This window comes from Rhodococcus sp. C-2 (genome assembly GCF_027854095.1).
Taxonomy (GTDB): Bacteria; Actinomycetota; Actinomycetes; order Mycobacteriales; family Mycobacteriaceae; genus Rhodococcus_F; species Rhodococcus_F qingshengii.
The window spans coordinates 56,990-77,869 of the sequence record NZ_JAQGFI010000001.1; the positions used below are offsets into that span (position 1 = coordinate 56,990).

A 20,880-nucleotide genomic window follows, 5' to 3' on the forward strand; every position below is an offset into this window, starting at 1 on the left:
GGAGCATCACATATGGATGCCATGAACCAACATCAATGTTACCTGGGAGTATTCCCACCGCTGTCCGCGCCCTGAGCTGCGATAATCGGGCGCGAAGAGCTGAAACGATCAAGTGAAATTCGTTCTGTCTAGAGTTTGCGCGCGGAAATCTCGAAACCAGCCGCGCGTAGACGCTCGACCAGGACGTCGCCGAGCGCTGTCGCTGGAGTCAAAACGCCGGTGGCCGGGGGAAGAGCCTTTTGGTCCTTCGCCAACGACAACGCAGATTCGCCGAGCATTACCGCCGTCGCGCTGTATCCCGGGTCGCCCTTCGCCTTCACTCGTGATGTGTATCGGGCGCCGGTCGTGGTCGTGGTGAACACGTCGAGCGTGAAGTGGCCCTTCTTCTGGGTGCTCTCGCTCGGACCTTCACCGGGAGCCGGCAATACCTTGTCGAGAAGGAAACGTGTCGGAGGTAGAGCGAGTCCGGCGACCAGCGCGCCGAGGCCGACCGCCACGCCGCCCGCAATCACCGGTGACACCACCGATGAGCCGACGCTCATCACCTCGCTGTACTTGAACTTCTTGCCGTACGCCCACTCTCGGAGCGCATTGCTGCGACGGACGACTCGTGTGTTGTACGACGCCATCACGAACGGCGCTTTCCACCCCTTCAACGACGGATCGATCTTCTTGCCGTCGACCACGCTCACGTCGCTCTGGCGTCCGAGTTCGGGCTCCCGATCACGATCGGGGCTCAGCGAGTACGGCGAGGCAGCAAGTTTCCGCAGGCGCGCATCGTCTTTCGACACGTCGATTTGGTTGCGAAGCGAATCGATGGTGCCACCGCTCACGCCGCCGCGCAGGGCCGTGACCACCAGGGTGGTGTCGGTGAGCTCGCCGGCGCCGTCGGCGGCGACCTTCTCGTGCAGGACGTGAACTCCGAGATCGGAAGGGATGGAATCGAATCCGCAGGAATGGACGATCTTGGCGCCGGTCGAGACCGCCAGCTCATGGTTGTCGTCGATGCTCTCGCGGTGGAACAGCACCTCACCGGTCAGGTCGACGTAATGAGTTCCGGCGGAGGCGCATTCGTGAACAAGGGCGTGGCCGTACTTGGCATACGGGCCGACCGTGGTGGCGACGACCCGGGTTCGCTGGGCGAGTGCCTTCAGTGCGGTTGCGTCGTCGGCGTCGGCGATGATCAAGGGGAGATCGGCAGCGGCAGTACCCAGATCGGCGCGAGTGGCTGCCAACTTTTCGAGGGAGCGGCCACCGAGGCCGATCTTCGTGCCTTCGGGAGCATGTTTGACGAGGTAGTCGGCGAGAAGCTTACCGACGAAGCCGCTCGCTCCGTAGACGATGATGTCGAGTTCTCGGGCGGGCGAGGTTCCAGTCATGGAGCCAGCCTACAAACGAGTAGTCGAAAGTGATGTGACCGCGGTCACTCGGCGGGGAGGGGCTCCTTGACGACGAGGATCGGAGCCTCGACTTCGAGCAACAGGCGTTGCAGCGGGCGTTCGAGGAGGAACTTGCCGATGGGGGACATCCGGCGTGTTCCGACGATCAGGAGATCGACACCCGCGTCGTGGACCAGGTCGACGAGCGCGGTAACCGGATCGCCGTCGTGCTCGGTGGTGCGCAGATCCCACTTCGTCTCCGAGAATCCACCGGCGTCGAGCGCTGACTGGATCTCGCCGCGAAGAGCGGCCCGATCGTCCTCGGTGTCTCCGAGGTTGACCGTGCCTCCGATGTTGACGTCGTCCAGGACGTGCAGAACCAGCAGTTCCTCGCTTCGACCCACGGATTCCCGTGCAGCGGCCACGATTGCGGCACGGCCTTCCGGGCTGTCCTTGTGTACGACGGCGATCGTCATGGTTCCTCCGAGTCGGTGAGCAGTGTCGGCTCCATTATCGCCTGCAATGCTGTGCTCTACCTGAAATGAGCTACTCGACACGGGGGTTTGGGGGTGACGAGATCGCCACATCGGGGCGGCTGGGTGCTGCCCATCACGAATGCGGCGTGCTGCCGATCACCACGGCGAAGGTTTGTAATCCTTGAGGAAGCAGCCGTGCAGGTCGACGCCCAGTTCACCCTGAACGATGGGGTCGTAGACGCGGGCGGCACCGTCGACGAGGTCGAGTGGTGCGTGAAAACCTTCGTCGGCCAACCGCATCTTGGTGAAGTGCGGGCGTTCGTCGGTGATCCAACCGGTGTCGACGGCGGTCATGAGGATGCCGTCGTCGAGCATTTCCTTGGAGCTGGTGCGGGTCAGCATGTTCAGTGCTGCCTTGGCCATGTTGGTGTGCGGGTGGCCAGGGCCCTTGTACGCGCGGCTGAACTGGCCTTCCATGGCGGAAACGTTCACGACGTACTTGCGTCGTGCAGCGGCCGCGGCCATCGACGGGCGCAAGCGCGAAACGAGAATGAAGGGCGCGACCGAGTTGCAGAGCTGGACTTCGAGAAGCTCGATTGGATCGACCTCTTCGACGGTCTGAACCCAGCTGTTGGTGTGCGCGAGGTCGGGCAGCAGCCCGCCCGCGTCGATGGCGATGCCCTGCTCGATGCGATCGGGTGACGCCGACTTGGCGACGAGGGCGAGTGAACTGACCGCGTCGGCGGACAGATTTCCGGAGGTGATGCTTGCGACGTCCGACAGCGATCCGGCCAGAGCCGCGGGGTGGGCGTCGCTCGTCTTGCCGAAAGTCAGGACATCAGGCAGTTCACCGGCGGGAAGCGCACCGGACTCGGCGTCGACCAGAGCGCCGTAGGCACCGGGGGAGCGTCGGACGGTTTGCGCGGCGTTGTTGATGAGGATGTCGAGTGGACCCTGTGCGGCAACGGAATCCGCGAGTGCAACAACCTGGGCGGGGTCGCGGAGGTCGATGCCGACGATGCGCAGACGGTGAATCCAGTCGTTGCTGTCTTCCATCGCTTTGAATCGGCGGATCGCGTCGTTGGGGAATCGCGTCGTGATGGTCAGATGTGCGCCGTCACGCAGCAGGCGCAACGCGATGTACATGCCGATCTTCGCGCGGCCGCCGGTCAGAAGTGCGCGTCGGCCGGTGAGATCAGTGCTGGCATCACGTTTGCTGCGGCTGGTGGCAGCGCAATCGGGGCACAGTTGGTGGTAGAAGGCGTCGACTGCGGTGTAGCGCTGCTTGCAGATGTAGCACGGCCGCGCCTTGATGAGCGTGCCGGCGGAAGCGCCCGCGGTGTTCGACTTGATCGGAATGCCTGCGGTCTCGTCGTCGATGCGATCGGGTGAACCGGTGGCAGTCGCAGCGACCACTTGGCGGTCGGCTTCGTTGACGGCTGCGCGCGAGGCGAGGCGACGCTTCTTCTTGAGTCGCTTGAACAGATGGCCGACAGCGCGCTGCATGGTGATCGAATCGGGATGCTCGTCGTCGAGTTCGGCGGCTTCGGAAAGGACCTTCAGGCAGATTTCGAGTTCTGCGGGGTCGAGTCCGGTGAGTTCGGCTCGAGCAGATTCTGAATCGGCTGTTTCCAGCGAATCTGCCTGCAGTGCATCCGACTTCTTGGTGTCTGTATCCACTTCGAACTTCTGTTCCATCTCGATCGCCGCTCGCGCGGACTGTTCCCTGGTGCGGGAACTTCGCCAATTACGAGAAAAGCTCCGGTTCGATGAACCGGAGCTTTTCCTGTCTGTCTCAACACAGAGTGTCCGAGGGGGGACTTGAACCCCCACGTCCGTTAATAGGACACTAGCACCTCAAGCTAGCGCGTCTGCCATTCCGCCACTCGGACTCGGCCCCGATTTCTCGGTGCTGGGAAAGAGTATCCGATTAGGTGAGCTGCCCCAAATCGCCAGGTTGCGGGGCATTCCGGTCGCCCGCGTCGTTTGATTCGATGGTAGGAAAGTGGAATGACCACAACCCCGAATAATCCGAATCCGAGCAGAGCCGAAGCAGAAGTAGTCGAACTGGTCAGTTCCCTCATCCGCTTCGACACCTCGAACACGGGAGAACTCGAAACCACCAAAGGCGAGCGTGCGTGCGCGGAGTGGGTTGCCGCGCAGCTTCAAGAAGTCGGTTACGAGACGGAATACGTCGAGTCCGGAGCACCCGGCCGAGGAAATGTCTTTGCTCGTTTGAAGGGAGCCGAGTCTGGTCGTGGTGCGTTGATGCTTCACGGTCACCTCGACGTAGTTCCGGCCGAGCCCGCCGACTGGAGCGTCCATCCCTTTGCCGGCACCGTCCAGGACGGTTACGTCTGGGGGCGCGGCGCCGTGGACATGAAGGACATGGTCGGGATGATCCTGGCCCTCGCCAGACAGTTCAAGGCGGAAGGCGTCGTACCGCCGCGTGATCTGGTGTTCGCCTTCGTGGCGGACGAGGAAGCTGGCGGAAAGTACGGATGCCAGTGGCTGGTCGAGCACCGCCCGGATCTGTTCGAGGGAGTGACCGAGGCCGTGGGTGAGGTCGGCGGTTTCTCGCTGACGGTTCCGCGGCCTGACGGAACCGACCGCCGGCTCTACCTCGTGGAGACTGCGGAAAAGGGCCTAGGTTGGATGCGTCTGACTGCCAAGGGACGCGCCGGGCACGGCTCCTTCCTCCACGACGACAACGCGGTCGCGACACTCGCCGGCGCGGTCTCGAGGCTTGCTGCCCACCAGTTCCCGATCGTGATCTCGGATTCGGTCGCGGAGTTCCTGACCGCCGTCGGCGAGGAGACCGGATTGGACTTCGATCCGGGATCACCCGACATCGACGGGACTCTCGCGAAGTTGGGGACGATCGCCAACATCATCGGGGCGACGTTCCGTGACACGGCGAACCCGACGATGCTCAAGGCCGGATACAAGGCGAACGTCATTCCGCAGACTGCCGAGGCGGTCTTCGACTGCCGCGTGCTGCCGGGACGGCAGGCCGAATTCGAGCGCACGGTGGACCAACTGATCGGTCCCGACGTGACCCGCGAGTGGATCACCAAGCTGGATTCGTACGAAACAACGTTCGACGGCCACCTCGTAGACGCCATGAACGAGGCGATCCTCGCCCACGATCCGGAGGCTCGCACAGTTCCGTACATGCTCTCCGGCGGAACCGACGCGAAGGCATTCGCGAAACTGGGCATTCGCTGCTTCGGCTTCGCGCCGTTGCAGTTGCCGCCCGAGCTGGATTTCAGCGCGCTGTTCCACGGCGTCGACGAGCGAGTTCCGGTGGACGCACTACTGTTCGGGACACGTGTTCTGGAACATTTCCTGCTCAATTCCTGACGAGCACGTAGATAGATCCGTGAGCTCGACGCACATCGAGCTCTCTTGTCACAGAAAGGATTCGCATGGCGCACGATCCGTACGAACCATTGCCGAAGTTGCCGAGTTTCGAGCTGACCAGTGACGACATCACTGCGGGCCAGCCGCTGAAGCTTGCTCAGGCCAGTGGAGCCTTCGGTGTCCCCGGTGGCGAAGACATCTCACCGCAGCTCTCGTGGTCCGGCTTTCCGGCCGAGACGAAGAGCTTCGTCGTGACGGTGTTCGATCCGGACGCACCGACTGCGTCGGGGTTCTGGCACTGGGCCGTGGCGAACATCCCCGCTTCCGTCACCGAGCTCCCCGCCGGTGCCGGCGCGGCGGACAGCGATGTCCTGCCCGCCGGAACCGTCACCCTCCGCCACGACGGTGGTGGGTTCGGTTTCATCGGTGCAGGCCCGCCTCCCGGGCACGGTCCGCATCGCTACATCGTCGCGGTGCATGCCCTCGACGTGGAGGCGCTCGACGGAGTCACCCCTGATTCGTCGCCGGCGTTCCTCGGTTTCAACGTGTTCCATCACGCGATTGCGCGTGCAACCCTGACCGGGACGTTCGAGGTCGAATAGTCACTATGCTGTGCGCCTTTATTAACCGCGGGCGGTTAATAAAGGCGCACAGCACTCTCTAGCGAGGGTTCTCAGCTCCCACAGCCTGGGCGATCGACGAGAAACCCGCTGCGCGGACCCGCTTGGCTATCCCCTTGTGGATGCTGCGAGCCCAGAACGGTCCGCCGTAGATGAAGCCGGTGTATCCCTGCACCAGCGTCGCGCCGGCGAGGATCCGTTCCCACGCCTGATCGGCCGTCTCGATACCGCCGACCGAGATGATGGTCATCTTGTCGCCCACTCGGGCGTACAGGCGCCGAAGTACTTCGAGTGAGCGCTCGGCGACCGGTGCACCGGACAGCCCGCCTGCGCCGAGTGCAGCTACCTCGGCGTCCGGGGTCTTCAAACCGTCGCGACGGATCGTGGTGTTGGTCGCGACGATTCCGGCAAGTCCGAGTTCGATTGCCAGATCGGCGACCGCGTCGACGTCCTCGTCCGAGAGGTCGGGCGCGATCTTCACCAGTACCGGCACGCTGACGGTGTCGAGCACGGCCTGCAGGATCGGGCGCAGTGATTCGACGGCCTGCAGATCACGGAGTCCAGGTGTGTTCGGCGAGCTGACATTCACGACCATGAAGTCGGCCAGCGGACCCAGAAGCTGCGCGCTGGCGGTGTAGTCGGCAGCGGCGTCGGCGGCTTCGACGATCTTGGTCTTGCCGATGTTGGCACCGATCGGCACCGTGACGCGGCGCTGTCGCAGGAAATTCGCCGCGTGACCAGCGCCGTGGTTGTTGAAGCCCATCCGGTTGATCAGAGCGCGGTCGGCCGGAAGACGGAAGAGACGCGGCGCGGGGTTACCGGGCTGAGCCTGGGCCGTCACTGTTCCGACCTCAGCGAAACCGAATCCCAACGGGCCCCAGGCGTCGACTCCGGTGGCGTCCTTGTCGAATCCTGCGGCCAGGCCGAGAGGTGCCGGGAACGTCAGACCGAATGCCTGACTCCGCAGAACCGGGTCGTCGACGACAAGGACTTTTGCGACCAGCCAGCGAAGGGGAGCGAACCGTGTCACCAGTTTCATCGCGGTGAAGGCAATGTGGTGGATGCGTTCCGGTGGGACCCGGAACATCAGGCTCAGCAGCAGTTGGTACACGATTCTCCAGCTCTTCGATGGTGTGATTTTGTCAGCGGTTTCGACAGCGGCGGGCCCTGGTCGTCTGTTGGACGATCAGTGCTGAATGCCGTCCGGATCGGTCACGTGCAGCGGCGTCTTCTTTCGCTTGAGGAGCACGCGACGACTGCCGTCGGGGTAGAGACGGACTCGGGAGAGTTCCCATCCGCCGAACTCGGCGGAGATCGCCAGACGCATCGACGCCGTGACCCGCGAAACGTTCGGCGGTAGTCGAAGGGGCACATAGTCGAACTTGTCGTCCGACGTCTCCCACTGCGCGGGGATCCCGCGCGTACGCTTTTCCATCAGTTCTCCCGTGACGGGATGACCTGCAGCCCGTCACCGGTTGCCGATCCGACGATCAGATTGCCGTTGGAAGAGTCTACGGCCAACGAATTCGGCTGTCGCACCGTCTTGAACCGTCCGGTCTCCACGGGGATGCCGGACGACAGATCGAAGCCGACCACTTCATTGGTCGCGGTCAGTGTCACCCACACCCGATCCGCGGTCTCGTCGTAGGCAACGGCGTACGGCGACTCGCCGACGGGGTAGCGCTGGTGCATCAGGAGCGGATCGGCAGTGAAGACGAGCAGTTCGTTGCCGGTGGTGTCGGTGACCAGAATGCGTCCGAAGCGATCGGTGGCCAGATGAGTTGCGCCCTCACCGGCGCGGAGAGCGACGCCGAGTTTGCCGTCTCCGAGGTTGATCGCCGTCAGCGAGGTCTGACGGTGATCGAGGGCGCTCAGGTTGTCGCCGGTGACCGCGAGTTCGTCGACGGATGCGAATCCCGAAACCGTCTGTGACTGATCGGTCTTCGGGTCGACGATGTGAACTGAACCATTGTCCGTGCCGATCGCGATGCGGCCGTCGTTGAGTTCGACCGCTGAATTCGCCTGCCCGTCTACCGGGATGGACGTCTGTTCGCCCGAAGTCAGATTCAGCTTCACTACCTGGCGATCCATCGACAGAAGAGCGCTACCGTCAGAGCCGATCGAAACGTCGCGTACGTCGGAATCCAGGGCTGTTGGACGACCTGCAGAGGCGGGGTCGGCGCCGGCCAAACTGTCCGAAGGAACGACCAGCACCGAACGGGGGTCGTTGGCAACCACTACAGCCCTGCGCGTGATCGGGTCGAATGTGATGGAATCGATCAGACCTGAATACGGGTGAACCACGCCGTCCGGGGTACTGGTGGTGGCCGGTGAGACCGCTGCCGTTGCGGGATCGATCGTGATGAGGTCGTCTCCGCCATCTCCGGAAGAACATCCTGTGACCAGCAGAACCGCCGCCCCCATTGCTGCTGCAGTGGTGCGGATCCCTAGGCGAGCCATGTGTAGTTCCTCTTTTTCTTGTCATCTGTTCTTCACGCAGTGCGACTGTCATCGATCATCCCTGATCGCAGTCGGGCGCCGTTCATCGCGTCGAGGAACTACCGACCATTCCGCTCACACCCCTGACGCGATACCGTACGAACAGCGGTTGCGGTTGACGCTGCAATCACCGAGGAGATCATTGTGATTCCCACAGAACCCACCGATTCCGGCGCGCAGTCGCCCGAACCGGCGCGGCCGGGCTTCGAGATCGAGGACCTCACCGTCGGCGCTCACGCACACGGTTTCGGCAGGTCCGACGGTCGAACTTTCGCGTTCCGCGTACGAAAGAGCATGCTGTTCGTCGAGGTATACGGCGAATACTGCGAGCACAGTGTGCCGACCCCTGCAGACGTTGTCGCCACCGCGGAGCGATCGGTGACCGACATCGATCTGACCGACGAGCGAAGCATCGCCGGTGTGGTCCGCGACGCAGTTCTGTCCACGGAGGCTGATTGGTCACAGCCCGGTCCCGGTGACGGAGTTCGTGAGGGCGACGGCCGCAGCCTGCCGACGGTGAGAGCCGTCCTGAACAGGCTGGGATCGATCATCGATTCTGTTCGGTGAATTCTCGGCGCGGGATGACCAGCGTTGCTCCGGTTGTCGGATGCGGGAACACCTCGACCGGATAACCGTAGACGCGGGTCAGAAGCTCTTCGTGCAACACCGATTCCGGGGGACCGTCAGCGGCGATGCGGCCGTTTTCGAGCACGACGATCCGATCCGCGTACGCCGCTGCCAACGCGAGGTCGTGCAAAACGACGACGACGGCATCGCCGTCCGCAGCGCGAGCGCGCGCCACGGACATCACCGCCTCCTGGTGTCCGAGGTCGAGAGCTGCAGTCGGCTCGTCCAGCAGGATGGTCGACGTTTCCTGTGCCAGTACCCGGGCCAGCGCGACCCGCGCTTGCTCGCCGCCGGACAGCACGGCGAACGGCCGATTGGCGAACCCCTCGACATCGCAGGTCTTCATCGCCGCGGTGATAGCAGCGCCGTCGCGGTCTTCTCGGCGAGTTCCGGTCCATGGCGCACGTCCCATACGAACCACCTGGCGAGCGCTGAACGAAAATCCGATGGTGTGTTTCTGGGGGAGCACCGCGCGTCGGCGCGCCATGTCGATCGGCGACCACTGAGTGAGGTCGGTGCCGTCAACGTCCACCCGCCCAGCGATGACGGGCTGATCACCGGCCAACGCCGCAAGAAGAGTCGACTTACCGGCGCCGTTCGGTCCGACGAGAACGACTAGCTCGCCTGCCCGGACTTCGATGGACACGCCTTCCAGAATCTGCCGACCACCGCGTTCGACTGTGATGTCGCGCGCCTCGAGGGTGACATCACCGACGGCTGGGCTCTTCGGTTCGGGGGTGACGCGGCCGAACAGTTCGCGCCAGTTTCTTACGAGGCTGCTCATGCCCACCCGCCCTGTTGCGCGCGCGTGCGTCGGAGAAGCCAGAAGAAGAAGGGGCCGCCCACCAGAGCGGTCAGCATTCCGAGGGGCAGGTCTGCGTTGTCGATCAGCGACCGCGAGCCCAGATCTGCGACAAGCAGAACCAGTGCGCCGGCGAGGGCGCTCGCCGGAATCAGCGCGCGGTGGCCAGGTCCGACGAGAATGCGCATCAGGTGCGGAACGACCAGGCCGACGAAGAGGATGATTCCCGTGAAGGCAACACTTGCGGAGACGAGGAGAGCGACGATCAGTACCGCGAACTGGCGCAGCCGTTCGACGTTGACGCCCAGGTGACGGGCCGCGTGTTCACCGAGCGCCAGCAGGTCGAGACGTGGGGCGATCATCATGGTCGCGGCGATCCCGACGACGGTCATCGGCGCCACGATCAGGACTGCGTTCCAGGAAGCGCCGTTGAGTGAGCCGAGTTGCCAGAACACGATCTGATCGCGAGCGGACGGGCTGGCGACGAAGGTGAAGAACGCGATGAGCCCGCCGGCGAACGCGTTGATCGCGACGCCCGTCAGCACCAACGTCACTACTTCGGTTCGGCCTTCGTGCCGAGCCAGCAGGTAGACCGCCGCGGTGGTGACCAGCCCGGCGACGAACGCAGCCGCAGCAACGGCCCAGCCGGCCACGAACGTTCCCCCGACGACGATGACAGCACTCGCGCCAACTGCCGCGCCCGCAGACACTCCGATCACTCCGGGTTCTGCGAGCGGATTGGAAAACACACCCTGCAGGAGCGCACCGGAACATCCCAGCGCCGCGCCGACACAGATGGCGAGCACGACGCGGGGGAAACGAACCTCCCACAAAGTCACTTCACCGCTGGGATGGGCGGGCATCGGACCGAGGTCGAGCCCGATGCGATGCAGGATGCTGCCCAAAACCTCGAGAGGCGACGTCGGAACTTGGCCGATGCACGCCGACAGTACCGCGACGATCACCAGGGCGAGAGTCAAGCTGACCAGAACCGCACTCACCCGCGACCGTGACGCGGGGCCAGACGCCGACTTGTCGGCGCCCCCGACGTCGTGTGAATCCTCGGCTGCGGACACAGTCTTACCTGCTTCGGAACTACCTGTCTCTGTACTCACGAATCAGCACTCACGAATCTTTGCTCACGATCCACCGGGCTCGTAGATCGCTTCGGCGAGTGCCGCCATGACGCGTCCGGTGTTCGGCCCGAAGCTGAGCAGTACACCGTCCGCCATGTCGACTACTCGTTTGTTCTTTCCAGCCGGCGTCTGAGCGATGCCAGGGACCTTTTCGAGGCCGTCGATTCCGCCGATCGATGCCAATCCGTCCGTCATCATCAGCAGGGCGTCAGGCGCTGCGGCGATGAGCGCTTCGCTGGTGATGGGCACGAACTGTTGTGTGATGCCCGAGGCGGTTCCTGCATCGGTGGCGCCGAGTGCCTCGATCAAAGAATCTGCTCCGGACCCTTCACCGCCGATCATGGTGATGGCCGATCCGCGCATGTAGAGGAACGCGATTTTCAGTGGATCGCCCTCGGTGGGGACCAGATCGCGAGCTCCAGCGATTTCCGATTCGGTCCGATCGACCAGCGCTGCGCCCTGGGCGGGGACGCCGAGCGCGTCGGCGACGGCCTGGAGTTGTCCCGGCACACCCTCGAGTGTTCGGGTCGGATCGAAGAAGACGACGGGAACACCGGCGGCGCGCAACTGATCCTGGACGCTCTTGGGCCCGATACTGGTGTCGGTGAGAACAACGGTGGGATTGAGGTCGAGAATTGCCTCGGTATTGAGCGATTGGCCGCCGACCGTGACAACCGGCACGTCCGCGACTGCGGGGAACTTGGCGGCGGTGTCGCGGCCGACGAGATTGTCACCGAGGCCGAGCGCCACCGTCGTCGTCGCGAGCGTCCCGTAGCGGTCGGCCGCAACGATCCGGCTGTTGTCGGTGATGGTCACGTCGACGCCGTCGAAGCTCTTCACCGTCACGGGCAGTGTCGCGGTCGGGTTGTCGGACACGGGAACCGGGCTGGAATCTTCGAGTACCGCGGTCCTGGCACCCTGAGATGTCGTCGAAGTGTCGCTGGACCCGCAAGCCACCAGACCGAAACCGGCTGCTGCGACCAGAGCCGCCGCGGCCAAGCGCTTCATCATTTGACGAGGTAGCTCTCGATGTCGACTTCGAGGTCGGCGAACAAGTCGCCGTTGAGGCGGTACGCCAGATTCACCTCGTCGATGAAACGCTGCTGTTCCTCGGCAGGAATCTGCAGTGCATCCAGATTCGAGCGGTAGTCGTCCTTGAAAGGCTTCGGCTTGGGGATGCCTTCGAAGATGTAGAAGCGAAGTCCGTCGGTCTCGAATCCGTAGGCGCGTTCGAGCATCCGGCGGATGATCTGTCCGCCCGAGAGATCGCCCATGTACCGAAGGTAGTGATGTGCGACGAAGCCGGCAGGCCAGTCGAACGCCACCTCCTTCAGGCGGGCGATGTAGCGCTCGGTTGCCGGCAGTGCCACGAGTTCGTCGCGCCAGTTCGGTCCGCCGAGGAACTCGAGATCGGCTTCGAGTGAAGCCACGCGCAACAGATCCTCGGACAGGAACGGGGCGACCAACTCGTTGTCGGCGTGTGTGCGGCCGGCCTCTTCGAGGCTCGTGTAGACGAGGTACGTCTGTCCCAGAAGTGCGGCGTAGCCAGCCGTGGTCAGCTCACCGCCGAGTAGTGCGCCTACGAATCGCGACTGCTCCGTCTCGCGGTGTGCTGCGTCTGTCTCGGTCTTGATTCGTTCGGAGAACGCTGGGCCTGCGTCTGCGGAAAGGCTGTCTACGTCGAGCGTGGTCATTGATTCTCCTGAGGCTGTAGTCAAGCGTTGCCTACTAGGTTAGCCTGCCCTCGCCAACACGATACCTCCGGTATTTCGATCAGCGGGACAGATCAAGCGCTCACATCGTCGAGAGCCGCGGCAATCGCTTTCGGAAGTTCCAATTCTTCGGTTGCCAGTACTCCTGTCAACTGGGCGAGATCACGCGTGCCGACGACGGCGCTGGCCACCCCGGCGCGATCGCGCGCCCAGGCCAGTGCCACCGCCAGTGGGGAAGTACCCAGACCGTCGGCAGCGGTAACGACTGCGTCGACCACCCGGATCGAGGAATCGGTCAGATAGCTCTGCACATCCTGCGAATGTGCTTCGTCGGCGCCGCGGGAATCGACGGGAATGCCGTCGCGGTACTTGCCGGTCAGCACACCGCCAGCGAGGGGTACTGCGGCGAACACTCCGACGCCGTGATGGGCCGCCGCTGCGAACAATTCTTCCTCGACGCCGCGTGCGAGCAACGAGTACTCGGCCTGCGTCGCGGCGAGTGTTGTTGCGCCACCGGCTCCTACGGCCGTCGCGAGCTGCCAGCCGAGGTAGCCGCGCACTCCGACGTACCGCACCTTGCCGCTCGAGACGGCATAGTCGAGGGTTGCTGCAACCTCGTCGACGGGCGTGAGCGGATCCCAGGTTGCGACCTGCCACATGTCGAGGAAGTCGGTTCCGAGTTCACGAAGAGTCGCGTCGAGCTGGCGGAGCAATCCGCGCCGCGAGCAGTCGACGCGGTCGGTGCCGATCGGTGTGGGGTCGATGCCGGCGCTCGAGCTGATGATGAGTTCGTCACGTGGAACGACGTCGTCGAGCAACTCGGCGAGGATTCGTTGCGCCGCACCGGCGCCGTAGGCGGGCGAGGTGTCGACCAGGGTTCCGCCGGCCTCGGCGAACGCGAGTAGCTGCGCAGCAGCCTCGTCGCCGTCCGTGTCGCGTCCCCATGTCAGTGTGCCGAGCCCAAGTCGCGAGACCCGAAGTCCGCTCGTTCCGACAGATCTGTGCTTCATAACCGCCTGCATCTCGCGCCCGACTCGTGTGCGCAAGTGCGGCACCCGAGAGATCTCACCACGTGCAGACTAGTAGGCGCTCGCCTCGAGTCGGGGTATTCGGACACGGACGTGCCGGGCGCGGCGCGGCGCCGTGGGCCCCGGTAGCGTGGCGCCGGTGAAACGTGAACCCGACACACGAAACCTGTGTGCAGTAACCCCATTCGAATCAGCCGGGATCGGTGAGTGATGGGCGAAGCGATGACCTGGCTCCAGGCCGTGATCCTGGGCCTCGTGCAGGGCTTGACCGAGTTCCTGCCCATCTCGTCTTCCGGACATTTGCGAATCGTGTCGGAGATATTCTTCGGCAGTGACGCCGGCGCGTCGTTCACCGCGGTGACGCAGCTCGGCACCGAGTTGGCGGTCCTGATCTACTTCGCACGCGACATCGTGAGGATCATCACTGCCTGGTTCCGAGGTGTGTTCAATGCCGAGCACCGGGGCGATCTCGATTACCGGATGGGCTGGTATGTCATCATCGGCACCATCCCGGTCGGCATCCTCGGGTTCTTCTTCAAAGACCAGATCCGTACCGGCGCACGCAATCTGTGGCTGATTGCCACGATGCTGATCGTGTTCGCGCTCGTCATCGCTGCTGCCGAGTACTACGGACGCAAGACGCGCCCGATCGAATCGCTCACAGCGCGCGACGGCATCATCATGGGTTCGGCTCAGGCACTCGCGCTCATCCCGGGTGTCTCACGTTCGGGTGGCACGATCAGTGCCGGCCTTTTCCTCGGACTCACCCGTGAGGCCGCAGCCCGTTACTCGTTCCTGTTGGCGATTCCGGCAGTTCTCGCCTCCGGTTTGTTCAGCCTCCCCGATGCCTTCGAGCCGGCCGGTGAGGGTCTGAACGCGAGCGGTCCGCAGTTGCTGGTGGCAACCGTCATCGCCTTCGCAGTCGGTTACGCAGCGATCGCCTGGCTGCTTCGATTTGTTGTCGATCACTCCATGTACTGGTTCGTCGGATACAGAATCGCTCTCGGCGTAGTCGTCCTTGCGTTGCTGGCCACAGGGGTCGTGTCCGCGACATAGGGCCCGTTTCGACGTCGACCACCCGTCCGTGCGGCCACCGCCCCATTAGGGTTGTGGAATGACAGTTGTCCTACTGCGGCACGGGCGGTCGACGTCCAACACTGCCCATACCCTGGCCGGTCGAACGCCGGGTGTGGAACTCGACGACCACGGCCGGAAACAGGCCGAAGGCGTCGTCGATCGGCTGGTCGGTCTGGACATCGCGGAGATCGTCCGCTCGCCGCTGTTGCGGTGTGAGCAGACGGTCGGCCCCATTGCCGTCGACCGTGGTCTGACGCCGGTGGTCGAGGATCGCCTCATCGAGGTCGATTACGGCGACTGGACGGGTCGCCCGCTCAAGGAACTCTTGGAAGAACCGCTCTGGAAAGTGGTGCAGCGCCACGCTTCCGGTGCAGTGTTTCCCAGCGGTGAAGGGCTGGCCCAGGTACAGGCGCGAGCCGTTGCCGCGATCCGAGAGCACGACGCACGGCTGGCCGAAGAACACGGCAAGGACGTCGTCTGGATCGCGTGCACGCACGGTGACGTCATCAAATCGGTTCTCGCCGACGCGTTTGCGATGCATCTCGATTCGTTCCAGCGCATCGTCGCCGAGCCCGCCTCGGTCAGTGTGATTCGCTACACGGCGACACTGCCGTTCGTTCTTCGCGTCAACGACACCGGAGACGTGCTCGCCGCGATCGGTGCGGCGAAGGCCGCGACCAACGGTTCGGCTCCCGCGCAGGAGTCCGTCCCCGGCGGAGAGGTCGGTGCGTGAGCTGTGACGGATAATGGGTATTCAGTGATGTTCTGCTCGAACTCGAGGAGGTGCAATGTCGCGCGCGATTCACGTATTTCGCACTCCTGACCGATTTGTCGCAGGAACGGTGGGCGAACCCGGTGACAGGTCTTTCTATCTCCAGGCCGTGCACGAATCACGGGTGGTGAGTGTGCTGCTCGAGAAGCAGCAGGTTCAGGTTCTCGCCGATCGCATGGGCTTACTCCTCGAAGAGGTGCATCGACGCTTCGGAACCGAGGTTCCGCCACAAGCCGACGACGTCTCCGACCTCAGCCCGCTGGTCACACCACTCGACGCGGAGTTCCGGGTCGGCACGATGGGGCTCGGTTGGGACGCCGATGCCGGGGCGGTCGTCGTGGAGCTGCTTGCCGTCAGCGAGACGGAGTTCGACGAATCGGTTGTCCTCGACGACGCCGACGACGGTCCGGACGCGGTCCGTGTGTTCCTGACTCCGGAGCAAGCGCGCGAGTTTTCGCTGCGGTCCGAACGCGTCATCGCGGCGGGACGCGCGCCGTGCCCGCTGTGTGGTGAACCGTTGGCGCCCGAGGGGCACGTCTGCATCCGCACCAATGGGTACCGACGCGGCGAGTCCTTCGGTTTTGCGATCGACGACGCAGACGACGACGAGGTCTGACGTCGTGTCCGAACCTGGTGTGCCGGACGTGCTGCTCGAGGGTGATCTGACTCTGATCGGTCAGATCACCACGGCGAGCAACGCCACGCTGGTATGTGAGTCGACTCTGGGGGAGAAGTCCACCCGCGTGGTCTACAAGCCGGTCCGGGGTGAACGCCCACTGTGGGATTTCCCGGACGGCACTCTGGCGGGGCGTGAGGTCGCGTCGTACCGCGTGTCCGAGGCGCTGGGTTGGGGAGTGATTCCGCGAACAGTGTTGCGGGACGGCCCCTTCGGTCCAGGCATGGTGCAGCGATGGATCGACACCGTCGATCGCCGCGCGGATGGATCTGGCGGACTCGAGATGGTGGACCTGTGCAGTCCCGGCAACGTTCCGCCGGGGTGGTTCGAGGTCCTGCAGGCCTTCGACTCGGAGGGTGAACCAGTCTCCCTGATCCATGCGGACGATCCACGGCTGCAGCGAATGGCCGTTCTGGACGTCCTCATCAACAACGCCGACCGCAAAGGTGGTCACGCCCTCGAAGGCGTCGACGGCTCGGTGTACGGCGTTGATCACGGAATCTGTCTTCACTCGGAGAACAAGCTGCGGACCGTGTTGTGGGGGTGGGCCGGGCAGCCCGTACCCGGTGCTTTGATCGCCGACGTCGCCGAATTCGCGACAACTCTCGACGGGGATCTCGGCGACGAGTTGTCCGAACTGATCACCGAGGAAGAGATCGTGGCTTTGGCGGTGCGGGCGATGCAGTTCGCCGAGTCCGCGGTGATGCCTGAGCCGAACGGCCATCGAACGATTCCCTGGCCGGCCTTCTAGTCGCGAGACGTTTCCTGCTGTTCGCGAGTTGCCGTCTTCAATCCGGGTGAGCGAACCAATCGCAGTAGTTGTTCGCGCAGCGCGGCGACATCCCCGACGCCGACGGTCAACGCCGCATCTTCCTTCTCGAGCGTCAGTAGTCGCTCGTACGTCAGTCTTCCGGCGTCGGTTATCGCGATCACGCGCCGACGCTCGTCCCTCGGATCGGTGTCACGAGTGACGTAACCCGCTCGTTCGAGACGGTCGATCGTGCGGCTCATCGTCTGATCGGTGACGCGGGCGTTCTTCGCGATGTCGCGTTGAGACGCCGCCCCACCGGCGATCGAGTGGAGCACGATCAGGCCCGCGTGCGTCATGTCCTGAGACCGCAAGACCTTCTCCCACGAGTGCTCCACCAGGCGTGCAGCGGTGGACAACAGCCGGCCGGTGGGCCAGTCGTCCAGGCCGTCGCTGCTCATTTTTCTGCCTTCCGTTTGCAATTACTCAGCATGCTGAACAAAATAGTCGGCAAGTCCTCTGCTGCCGATCCCTGGAGACCCAGTGAGCACACCAGTACAAAATCGTCCTGTTCGTCGCCTTCGATGGATTGTGCCAGCTCTCCTCGTGATCGGCTGGCTGGCAATCGGAGGATTCGGCGGTCCGTTCGCCGGAAAGCTCAGCACGGTGCAGCAGAACGACAACACGTCGTTCCTGCCCGCGTCGGCCGAAGCGACCGAGGTGGCAAAGCTTCAAGAGAGCTTCACGGACACGCGCTTCGTGCCGGCCATCATCGTGGCGGAACGACCGGGTGGCCTCGAGCCCGCCGACTCCACCTTCCTTTCCCAGACCGTCGATTCGTTTGTCGGTACCGAAGGATTCGGCGACGCCTCATCGCCGCCGATCCCGTCGGCCGACGGCCAGGCACTCCAGATGTTCCTGCCGGTCGACAGCACCCTCGAAGTCAAGGACAGCGTGAAAGCGCTGCGCGCGGCGCTGGAGTCGAGCCCTGACGGACTGACAGTCAAGGTCACCGGCCCCGCTGGGCAGGTTGCGGATCTGTCGGCAGCATTCGCCGGTATCGACGGATTGCTGTTGTTGGTAGCCGGATCCGTCGTGATCGTGATCCTGATCATCGTCTACCGAAGCCCGATCCTGCCGTTCGTGGTGATCTTCTCGGCGATCTTCGCACTCGGATTGTCGAGCTTGCTCGTGTATCTGCTCGCGGACGCGGACGTCATCGCACTGAACGGTCAGAGCCAGGGCATCCTGTTCATCCTCGTGTTCGGTGCCGCCACCGACTACGCGCTACTGCTGGTCTCTCGCTACCGGGAAGAATTGCGGATCGAGAAGGACAAGTACGCAGCAATGCGCACTGCGTGGCGCGCGACGCTCGAACCTGTCGCAGCGTCTGCAGGAACGGTCATCGCGGGCGTTCTGTGCCTGTTGCTCTCCGACCTGAACTCGAACCGCGGACTCGGTCCGGTGGCCGCCATCGGTATCGCCGCGTCCTTCCTCGCATCGATGACCTTCCTACCTGCTGTCCTGGTTCTGTTCGGGAGGACGGCGTACTGGCCGACCAAGCCGAAGTTCGATGCCGACCGCGAGCACCACGACGAGGCGAACGATCACCGGTTCTGGGCCGGGCTCGCTGCTCGAATCGGTAGGCATCCGCGCCGCTTCTGGGTGGCGTCGACGCTGGTGCTGGTGATCTTCGCGATGATGATGCCGCAGTTCAAAGCCAGCGGTGTCTCGTCGTCCGACATCTTCTTGCTCGATGTCGATTCGGTTGCAGGCCAGGAGATTCTCGGCGAGCACTTCGACGCGGGTTCGGGTTCACCGGCCGTGGTCATCGCGAATGCAGACCAAGTGGATGCCGTTGCGGCAGCCAGTCGCGTGGAGGGTGTCAGCGACGTAAGCGTCGTGCAGAACGGGGGAGCGCCTCTGGTTGTCGACGGGCGAGTCTCCCTGCAGGCGACGTTGACTGACGCTGCCGACTCGCTCGAGGCCGAAGACACCATCGTGCGACTGCGTGATGCAGTTCACTCAGTGGAGGGCGCCGACGCATTGGTCGGTGGCGTCACTGCGACCGACCTCGACACGAAGACCACCTCGACACGGGACCGGACACTCATCATTCCCGTGGTGATCATCGTGGTGTTCGTGATTCTCTCGCTCTTGCTGCGTTCGCTTCTCGCACCGCTGCTTCTCATGGGCACCGTTGTGCTCTCGTTTGCTGCGACACTGGGCATTTCGTCGCTGGTGTTCGACCACATCTTCGGTTTCCCCGGCGCGGATCCGGTGGTCCCGCTCTTTGCGTTCGTGTTCCTCGTGGCTCTGGGAATCGACTACAACATCTTCCTCATGACGAGGGTGCGTGAGGAAGCGCTGAAGATCGGCACCAGGGCGGGCGCTCTGCGGGGACTCACGGTGACCGGCGGGGTGATCACATCTGCCGGAGTTGTTCTGGCAGCAACCTTCTCGGCGTTGGCGGTGATCCCGCTGTTGTTCCTCGCCCAGATCGCGTTCATCGTGGCGTTCGGTGTCCTGCTCGACGCTCTGATCGTCCGATCCTTGCTGGTACCGGCCTTGACCTACGACATCGGTCAGAAGATCTGGTGGCCGAGCAAGCTCGCGTCGACGCCCGAACCGGAGCAGGATCAGCCAGCACCTTCCCAGCCTCAGAGCAGTCTCCACTAGGCTCGGCAGCATGCAGTCTTGGTCCGATACCGCACTCCCGTCCGTTCCCGGTCAGGGGCCGCCGTTGCGGCTGTACGACACAGCCGACCGTCAGGTTCGCCCCGTCACCCCGGGCGAGAAGGCGACGATGTACGTCTGCGGCATCACCCCGTACGACGCCACCCACCTCGGCCACGCGGCCACGTACCTCACGTTCGACCTCGTGAACCGCATCTGGCGCGACGCCGGACACGATGTCCACTACGTCCAGAACGTGACCGACGTGGACGACCCGCTGTTCGAGCGAGCCAATCGCGACGGCGAGGACTGGATCGTCCTCGGCATGCGTGAGACGGCTCTCTTCCGCGAGGACATGGAAGCGCTGCGTGTGCTTCCGCCGAAGGACTACATCGGCGCCGTCGAATCGGTGAACGAAGTAGTCGAGTTGGTGGAGAAGTTCGTGGCGTCCGGCGCCGCGTACATCGTCGACGACGCGGAGTTCCCCGACGTCTACTTCCGTGCCGACGCGACCGAGCAGTTCGGCTACGAGTCGGGCTACGACCGCGCGACGATGGAGAAGTTCTTTGCCGAACGCGGCGGAGATCCCGAACGCGTCGGAAAGCGCAATCCGCTCGACGCTCTCGTCTGGCGTGCGGAGCGTCCGGGCGAGCCCTCGTGGCCCTCGCCCTTCGGACCGGGGCGCCCCGGCTGGCACATCGAATGCGCGGCCATTGCACTCAACCGCATCGGCTCCGGCTTCGACGTCCAGGGCGGTGGCAGCGATCTGATCTTCCCGCACCACGAGTTCTCGGCGGCGCATGCCGAATCGGCAACGGGTGATCGCCGTTTCGCGCGGCACTACGTGCACACCGGCATGATCGGTCTCGACGGCGAGAAGATGTCGAAGAGTCGCGGAAACCTGGTCTTCGTCTCCAAGCTGCGCGGTGAGGGGGTGGACCCAGCGGCAATCCGTCTCGGACTGCTGTCCGGCCACTACCGCCAGGATCGCGCGTGGACTGATCAGGTCCTCGCGGATGCTCAGTCGCGCCTGAAGGTGTGGCGCGAGGCCGCGGCTCTCGGTTCTGCGCCGTCAGCCACTGACACTGTTGCGCGTTTGCGTCAGCACCTGGCCGACGATCTCGACACCCCGAAGGCGCTCGACGCGCTCGACGGTTGGGCCCGCCGCGCCATCGAGGGCGGCGGATCCGACACGCAGGCACCCGGCGAGTTCGCCGATGCCGTCGACGCCCTACTGGGTATTTCGCTTCGCTGAACCCCTGCTGTGCGCCTTTATTAACCGCCCGCGG

21 protein-coding genes and 1 tRNA gene are annotated in these 20,880 nt (G+C 63.9%); 9 read left to right on the forward strand and 13 right to left on the reverse strand.

Annotated elements, in window-relative coordinates:
* Positions 1–128: 128 nt before the first annotated feature.
* The 4 genes from PCS43_RS00270 to PCS43_RS00285 form a co-directional block, all read right to left on the reverse strand.
* Positions 129–1,379, reverse strand: a complete 1,251-nt coding sequence (locus PCS43_RS00270; protein ID WP_042924714.1) for a saccharopine dehydrogenase family protein — start codon at positions 1,377–1,379, stop codon at positions 129–131.
* Positions 1,380–1,423: 44 nt separating this feature from the next.
* Positions 1,424–1,855: a universal stress protein gene (locus PCS43_RS00275; RefSeq protein WP_003946198.1), complete on the reverse strand. Its 432-nt coding sequence runs from the start codon at positions 1,853–1,855 to the stop codon at positions 1,424–1,426.
* A gap of 156 nt (positions 1,856–2,011) precedes the next feature.
* Positions 2,012–3,553, reverse strand: coding sequence for an SDR family NAD(P)-dependent oxidoreductase (locus PCS43_RS00280; RefSeq protein WP_074447104.1), 1,542 nt, complete (start codon positions 3,551–3,553; stop codon positions 2,012–2,014).
* A 108-nt stretch (positions 3,554–3,661) separates the two neighbouring features.
* Positions 3,662–3,747: transfer RNA gene (locus PCS43_RS00285), tRNA-Leu, on the reverse strand.
* 118 nt (positions 3,748–3,865) lie between these two features.
* On the opposite strand from PCS43_RS00285, the gene PCS43_RS00290 reads away from it, so the two are divergent.
* Positions 3,866–5,218 carry a M20/M25/M40 family metallo-hydrolase gene (locus PCS43_RS00290; protein ID WP_003946170.1) on the forward strand — a complete coding sequence of 451 codons (1,353 nt, stop codon included), beginning with the start codon at positions 3,866–3,868 and terminating at the stop codon, positions 5,216–5,218.
* A 65-nt stretch (positions 5,219–5,283) separates the two neighbouring features.
* Entirely contained in the window at positions 5,284–5,820 is a 537-nt protein-coding gene (locus tag PCS43_RS00295) for a YbhB/YbcL family Raf kinase inhibitor-like protein (protein ID WP_054827756.1), read from the forward strand.
* A 58-nt stretch (positions 5,821–5,878) separates the two neighbouring features.
* Here the strand turns inward: PCS43_RS00295 and PCS43_RS00300 are convergent, their stop codons facing one another.
* The 3 genes from PCS43_RS00300 to PCS43_RS00310 all read right to left on the reverse strand — a co-directional run bounded on the left by PCS43_RS00300 (position 5,879) and on the right by PCS43_RS00310 (position 8,298).
* Entirely contained in the window at positions 5,879–6,949 is a 1,071-nt protein-coding gene (locus tag PCS43_RS00300) for a quinone-dependent dihydroorotate dehydrogenase (RefSeq protein ID WP_003946149.1), read from the reverse strand.
* A 75-nt stretch (positions 6,950–7,024) separates the two neighbouring features.
* On the reverse strand, positions 7,025–7,273 hold the full coding sequence (locus tag PCS43_RS00305; RefSeq protein ID WP_003946171.1) for a DUF5703 family protein: 249 nt from the start codon (positions 7,271–7,273) through the stop codon (positions 7,025–7,027).
* Positions 7,273–8,298 (reverse strand): hypothetical protein, encoded by a 1,026-nt coding sequence (locus PCS43_RS00310; RefSeq protein ID WP_064444622.1) that lies wholly within the window; start codon positions 8,296–8,298, stop codon positions 7,273–7,275. The genes PCS43_RS00305 and PCS43_RS00310 overlap by 1 nt, the downstream gene beginning before the upstream one ends.
* 183 nt (positions 8,299–8,481) lie before the next feature.
* Between PCS43_RS00310 and PCS43_RS00315 the strand changes: the two genes are divergently transcribed.
* Positions 8,482–8,904: a hypothetical protein gene (locus tag PCS43_RS00315; RefSeq protein WP_007733387.1), complete on the forward strand. Its 423-nt coding sequence runs from the start codon at positions 8,482–8,484 to the stop codon at positions 8,902–8,904.
* Here PCS43_RS00315 and PCS43_RS00320 read toward each other — a convergent pair.
* The 5 genes from PCS43_RS00320 to PCS43_RS00340 all read right to left on the reverse strand — a co-directional run bounded on the left by PCS43_RS00320 (position 8,885) and on the right by PCS43_RS00340 (position 13,624).
* Positions 8,885–9,748, reverse strand: coding sequence for a heme ABC transporter ATP-binding protein (locus PCS43_RS00320; protein ID WP_007733386.1), 864 nt, complete (start codon positions 9,746–9,748; stop codon positions 8,885–8,887). The genes PCS43_RS00315 and PCS43_RS00320 overlap by 20 nt on opposite strands.
* Positions 9,745–10,842 (reverse strand): FecCD family ABC transporter permease, encoded by a 1,098-nt coding sequence (locus PCS43_RS00325; RefSeq protein WP_030537529.1) that lies wholly within the window; start codon positions 10,840–10,842, stop codon positions 9,745–9,747. Before PCS43_RS00325 ends, PCS43_RS00320 begins: the two co-directional genes overlap by 4 nt.
* 63 nt (positions 10,843–10,905) lie before the next feature.
* Positions 10,906–11,913 carry a heme/hemin ABC transporter substrate-binding protein gene (locus PCS43_RS00330; RefSeq protein WP_042450998.1) on the reverse strand — a complete coding sequence of 336 codons (1,008 nt, stop codon included), beginning with the start codon at positions 11,911–11,913 and terminating at the stop codon, positions 10,906–10,908.
* The gene (locus tag PCS43_RS00335; RefSeq protein WP_192712386.1) at positions 11,910–12,596 is read right to left on the reverse strand and encodes a biliverdin-producing heme oxygenase; all 687 of its coding nucleotides are present in this window, start codon (positions 12,594–12,596) and stop codon (positions 11,910–11,912) included. The genes PCS43_RS00330 and PCS43_RS00335 overlap by 4 nt, the downstream gene beginning before the upstream one ends.
* A 92-nt stretch (positions 12,597–12,688) precedes the next feature.
* Positions 12,689–13,624: an aldo/keto reductase gene (locus tag PCS43_RS00340; protein ID WP_003946175.1), complete on the reverse strand. Its 936-nt coding sequence runs from the start codon at positions 13,622–13,624 to the stop codon at positions 12,689–12,691.
* A 228-nt stretch (positions 13,625–13,852) separates the two neighbouring features.
* On the opposite strand from PCS43_RS00340, the gene PCS43_RS00345 reads away from it, so the two are divergent.
* Genes PCS43_RS00345 through PCS43_RS00360 form a run of 4 tightly spaced genes read left to right on the forward strand, consistent with a single transcriptional unit; the run spans position 13,853 to position 16,918 of the window.
* Positions 13,853–14,698: an undecaprenyl-diphosphate phosphatase gene (locus PCS43_RS00345; protein WP_030537531.1), complete on the forward strand. Its 846-nt coding sequence runs from the start codon at positions 13,853–13,855 to the stop codon at positions 14,696–14,698.
* A gap of 58 nt (positions 14,699–14,756) precedes the next feature.
* The gene (locus PCS43_RS00350) at positions 14,757–15,452 is read left to right on the forward strand and encodes a histidine phosphatase family protein (RefSeq protein WP_209908722.1); all 696 of its coding nucleotides are present in this window, start codon (positions 14,757–14,759) and stop codon (positions 15,450–15,452) included.
* Between the two features lie 55 nt (positions 15,453–15,507).
* The gene (locus PCS43_RS00355) at positions 15,508–16,107 is read left to right on the forward strand and encodes a DUF3090 domain-containing protein (RefSeq protein WP_003946200.1); all 600 of its coding nucleotides are present in this window, start codon (positions 15,508–15,510) and stop codon (positions 16,105–16,107) included.
* Positions 16,108–16,111: 4 nt separating this feature from the next.
* Positions 16,112–16,918 (forward strand): SCO1664 family protein, encoded by an 807-nt coding sequence (locus tag PCS43_RS00360; RefSeq protein ID WP_030537533.1) that lies wholly within the window; start codon positions 16,112–16,114, stop codon positions 16,916–16,918.
* Here the strand turns inward: PCS43_RS00360 and PCS43_RS00365 are convergent.
* Positions 16,915–17,376, reverse strand: coding sequence for a MarR family winged helix-turn-helix transcriptional regulator (locus PCS43_RS00365; protein WP_003946187.1), 462 nt, complete (start codon positions 17,374–17,376; stop codon positions 16,915–16,917). The two genes, PCS43_RS00360 and PCS43_RS00365, sit on opposite strands and share 4 nt — an antisense overlap.
* Before the next feature lie 127 nt (positions 17,377–17,503).
* Between PCS43_RS00365 and PCS43_RS00370 the strand changes: the two genes are divergently transcribed.
* On the forward strand, positions 17,504–19,594 hold the full coding sequence (locus tag PCS43_RS00370; RefSeq protein ID WP_225320402.1) for an MMPL family transporter: 2,091 nt from the start codon (positions 17,504–17,506) through the stop codon (positions 19,592–19,594).
* A 10-nt stretch (positions 19,595–19,604) separates the two neighbouring features.
* Complete coding sequence (gene mshC, locus PCS43_RS00375; RefSeq protein WP_063316379.1) at positions 19,605–20,846, forward strand: cysteine--1-D-myo-inosityl 2-amino-2-deoxy-alpha-D-glucopyranoside ligase; 1,242 nt, start codon at positions 19,605–19,607, stop codon at positions 20,844–20,846.
* Positions 20,847–20,880: the final 34 nt, after the last annotated feature.

Bases quoted from the DNA above. Each gene is read 5' to 3' on its own strand.
- PCS43_RS00270 (WP_042924714.1), bottom strand. From the start codon at position 1,379: ATGACTGGAACCTCGCCCGCCCGAGAACTCGACATCATCGTCTACGGA.
- PCS43_RS00275 (WP_003946198.1), bottom strand. From the start codon at position 1,855: ATGACGATCGCCGTCGTACACAAGGACAGCCCGGAAGGCCGTGCCGCA.
- PCS43_RS00280 (WP_074447104.1), bottom strand. From the start codon at position 3,553: ATGGAACAGAAGTTCGAAGTGGATACAGACACCAAGAAGTCGGATGCA.
- PCS43_RS00290 (WP_003946170.1), top strand. From the start codon at position 3,866: ATGACCACAACCCCGAATAATCCGAATCCGAGCAGAGCCGAAGCAGAA.
- PCS43_RS00295 (WP_054827756.1), top strand. From the start codon at position 5,284: ATGGCGCACGATCCGTACGAACCATTGCCGAAGTTGCCGAGTTTCGAG.
- PCS43_RS00305 (WP_003946171.1), bottom strand. From the start codon at position 7,273: ATGGAAAAGCGTACGCGCGGGATCCCCGCGCAGTGGGAGACGTCGGAC.
- PCS43_RS00310 (WP_064444622.1), bottom strand. From the start codon at position 8,298: ATGGCTCGCCTAGGGATCCGCACCACTGCAGCAGCAATGGGGGCGGCG.
- PCS43_RS00320 (WP_007733386.1), bottom strand. From the start codon at position 9,748: ATGAGCAGCCTCGTAAGAAACTGGCGCGAACTGTTCGGCCGCGTCACC.
- PCS43_RS00330 (WP_042450998.1), bottom strand. From the start codon at position 11,913: ATGATGAAGCGCTTGGCCGCGGCGGCTCTGGTCGCAGCAGCCGGTTTC.
- PCS43_RS00335 (WP_192712386.1), bottom strand. From the start codon at position 12,596: ATGACCACGCTCGACGTAGACAGCCTTTCCGCAGACGCAGGCCCAGCG.
- PCS43_RS00340 (WP_003946175.1), bottom strand. From the start codon at position 13,624: ATGAAGCACAGATCTGTCGGAACGAGCGGACTTCGGGTCTCGCGACTT.
- PCS43_RS00345 (WP_030537531.1), top strand. From the start codon at position 13,853: ATGGGCGAAGCGATGACCTGGCTCCAGGCCGTGATCCTGGGCCTCGTG.
- PCS43_RS00350 (WP_209908722.1), top strand. From the start codon at position 14,757: ATGACAGTTGTCCTACTGCGGCACGGGCGGTCGACGTCCAACACTGCC.
- PCS43_RS00355 (WP_003946200.1), top strand. From the start codon at position 15,508: ATGTCGCGCGCGATTCACGTATTTCGCACTCCTGACCGATTTGTCGCA.
- PCS43_RS00365 (WP_003946187.1), bottom strand. From the start codon at position 17,376: ATGAGCAGCGACGGCCTGGACGACTGGCCCACCGGCCGGCTGTTGTCC.
- mshC (WP_063316379.1), top strand. From the start codon at position 19,605: ATGCAGTCTTGGTCCGATACCGCACTCCCGTCCGTTCCCGGTCAGGGG.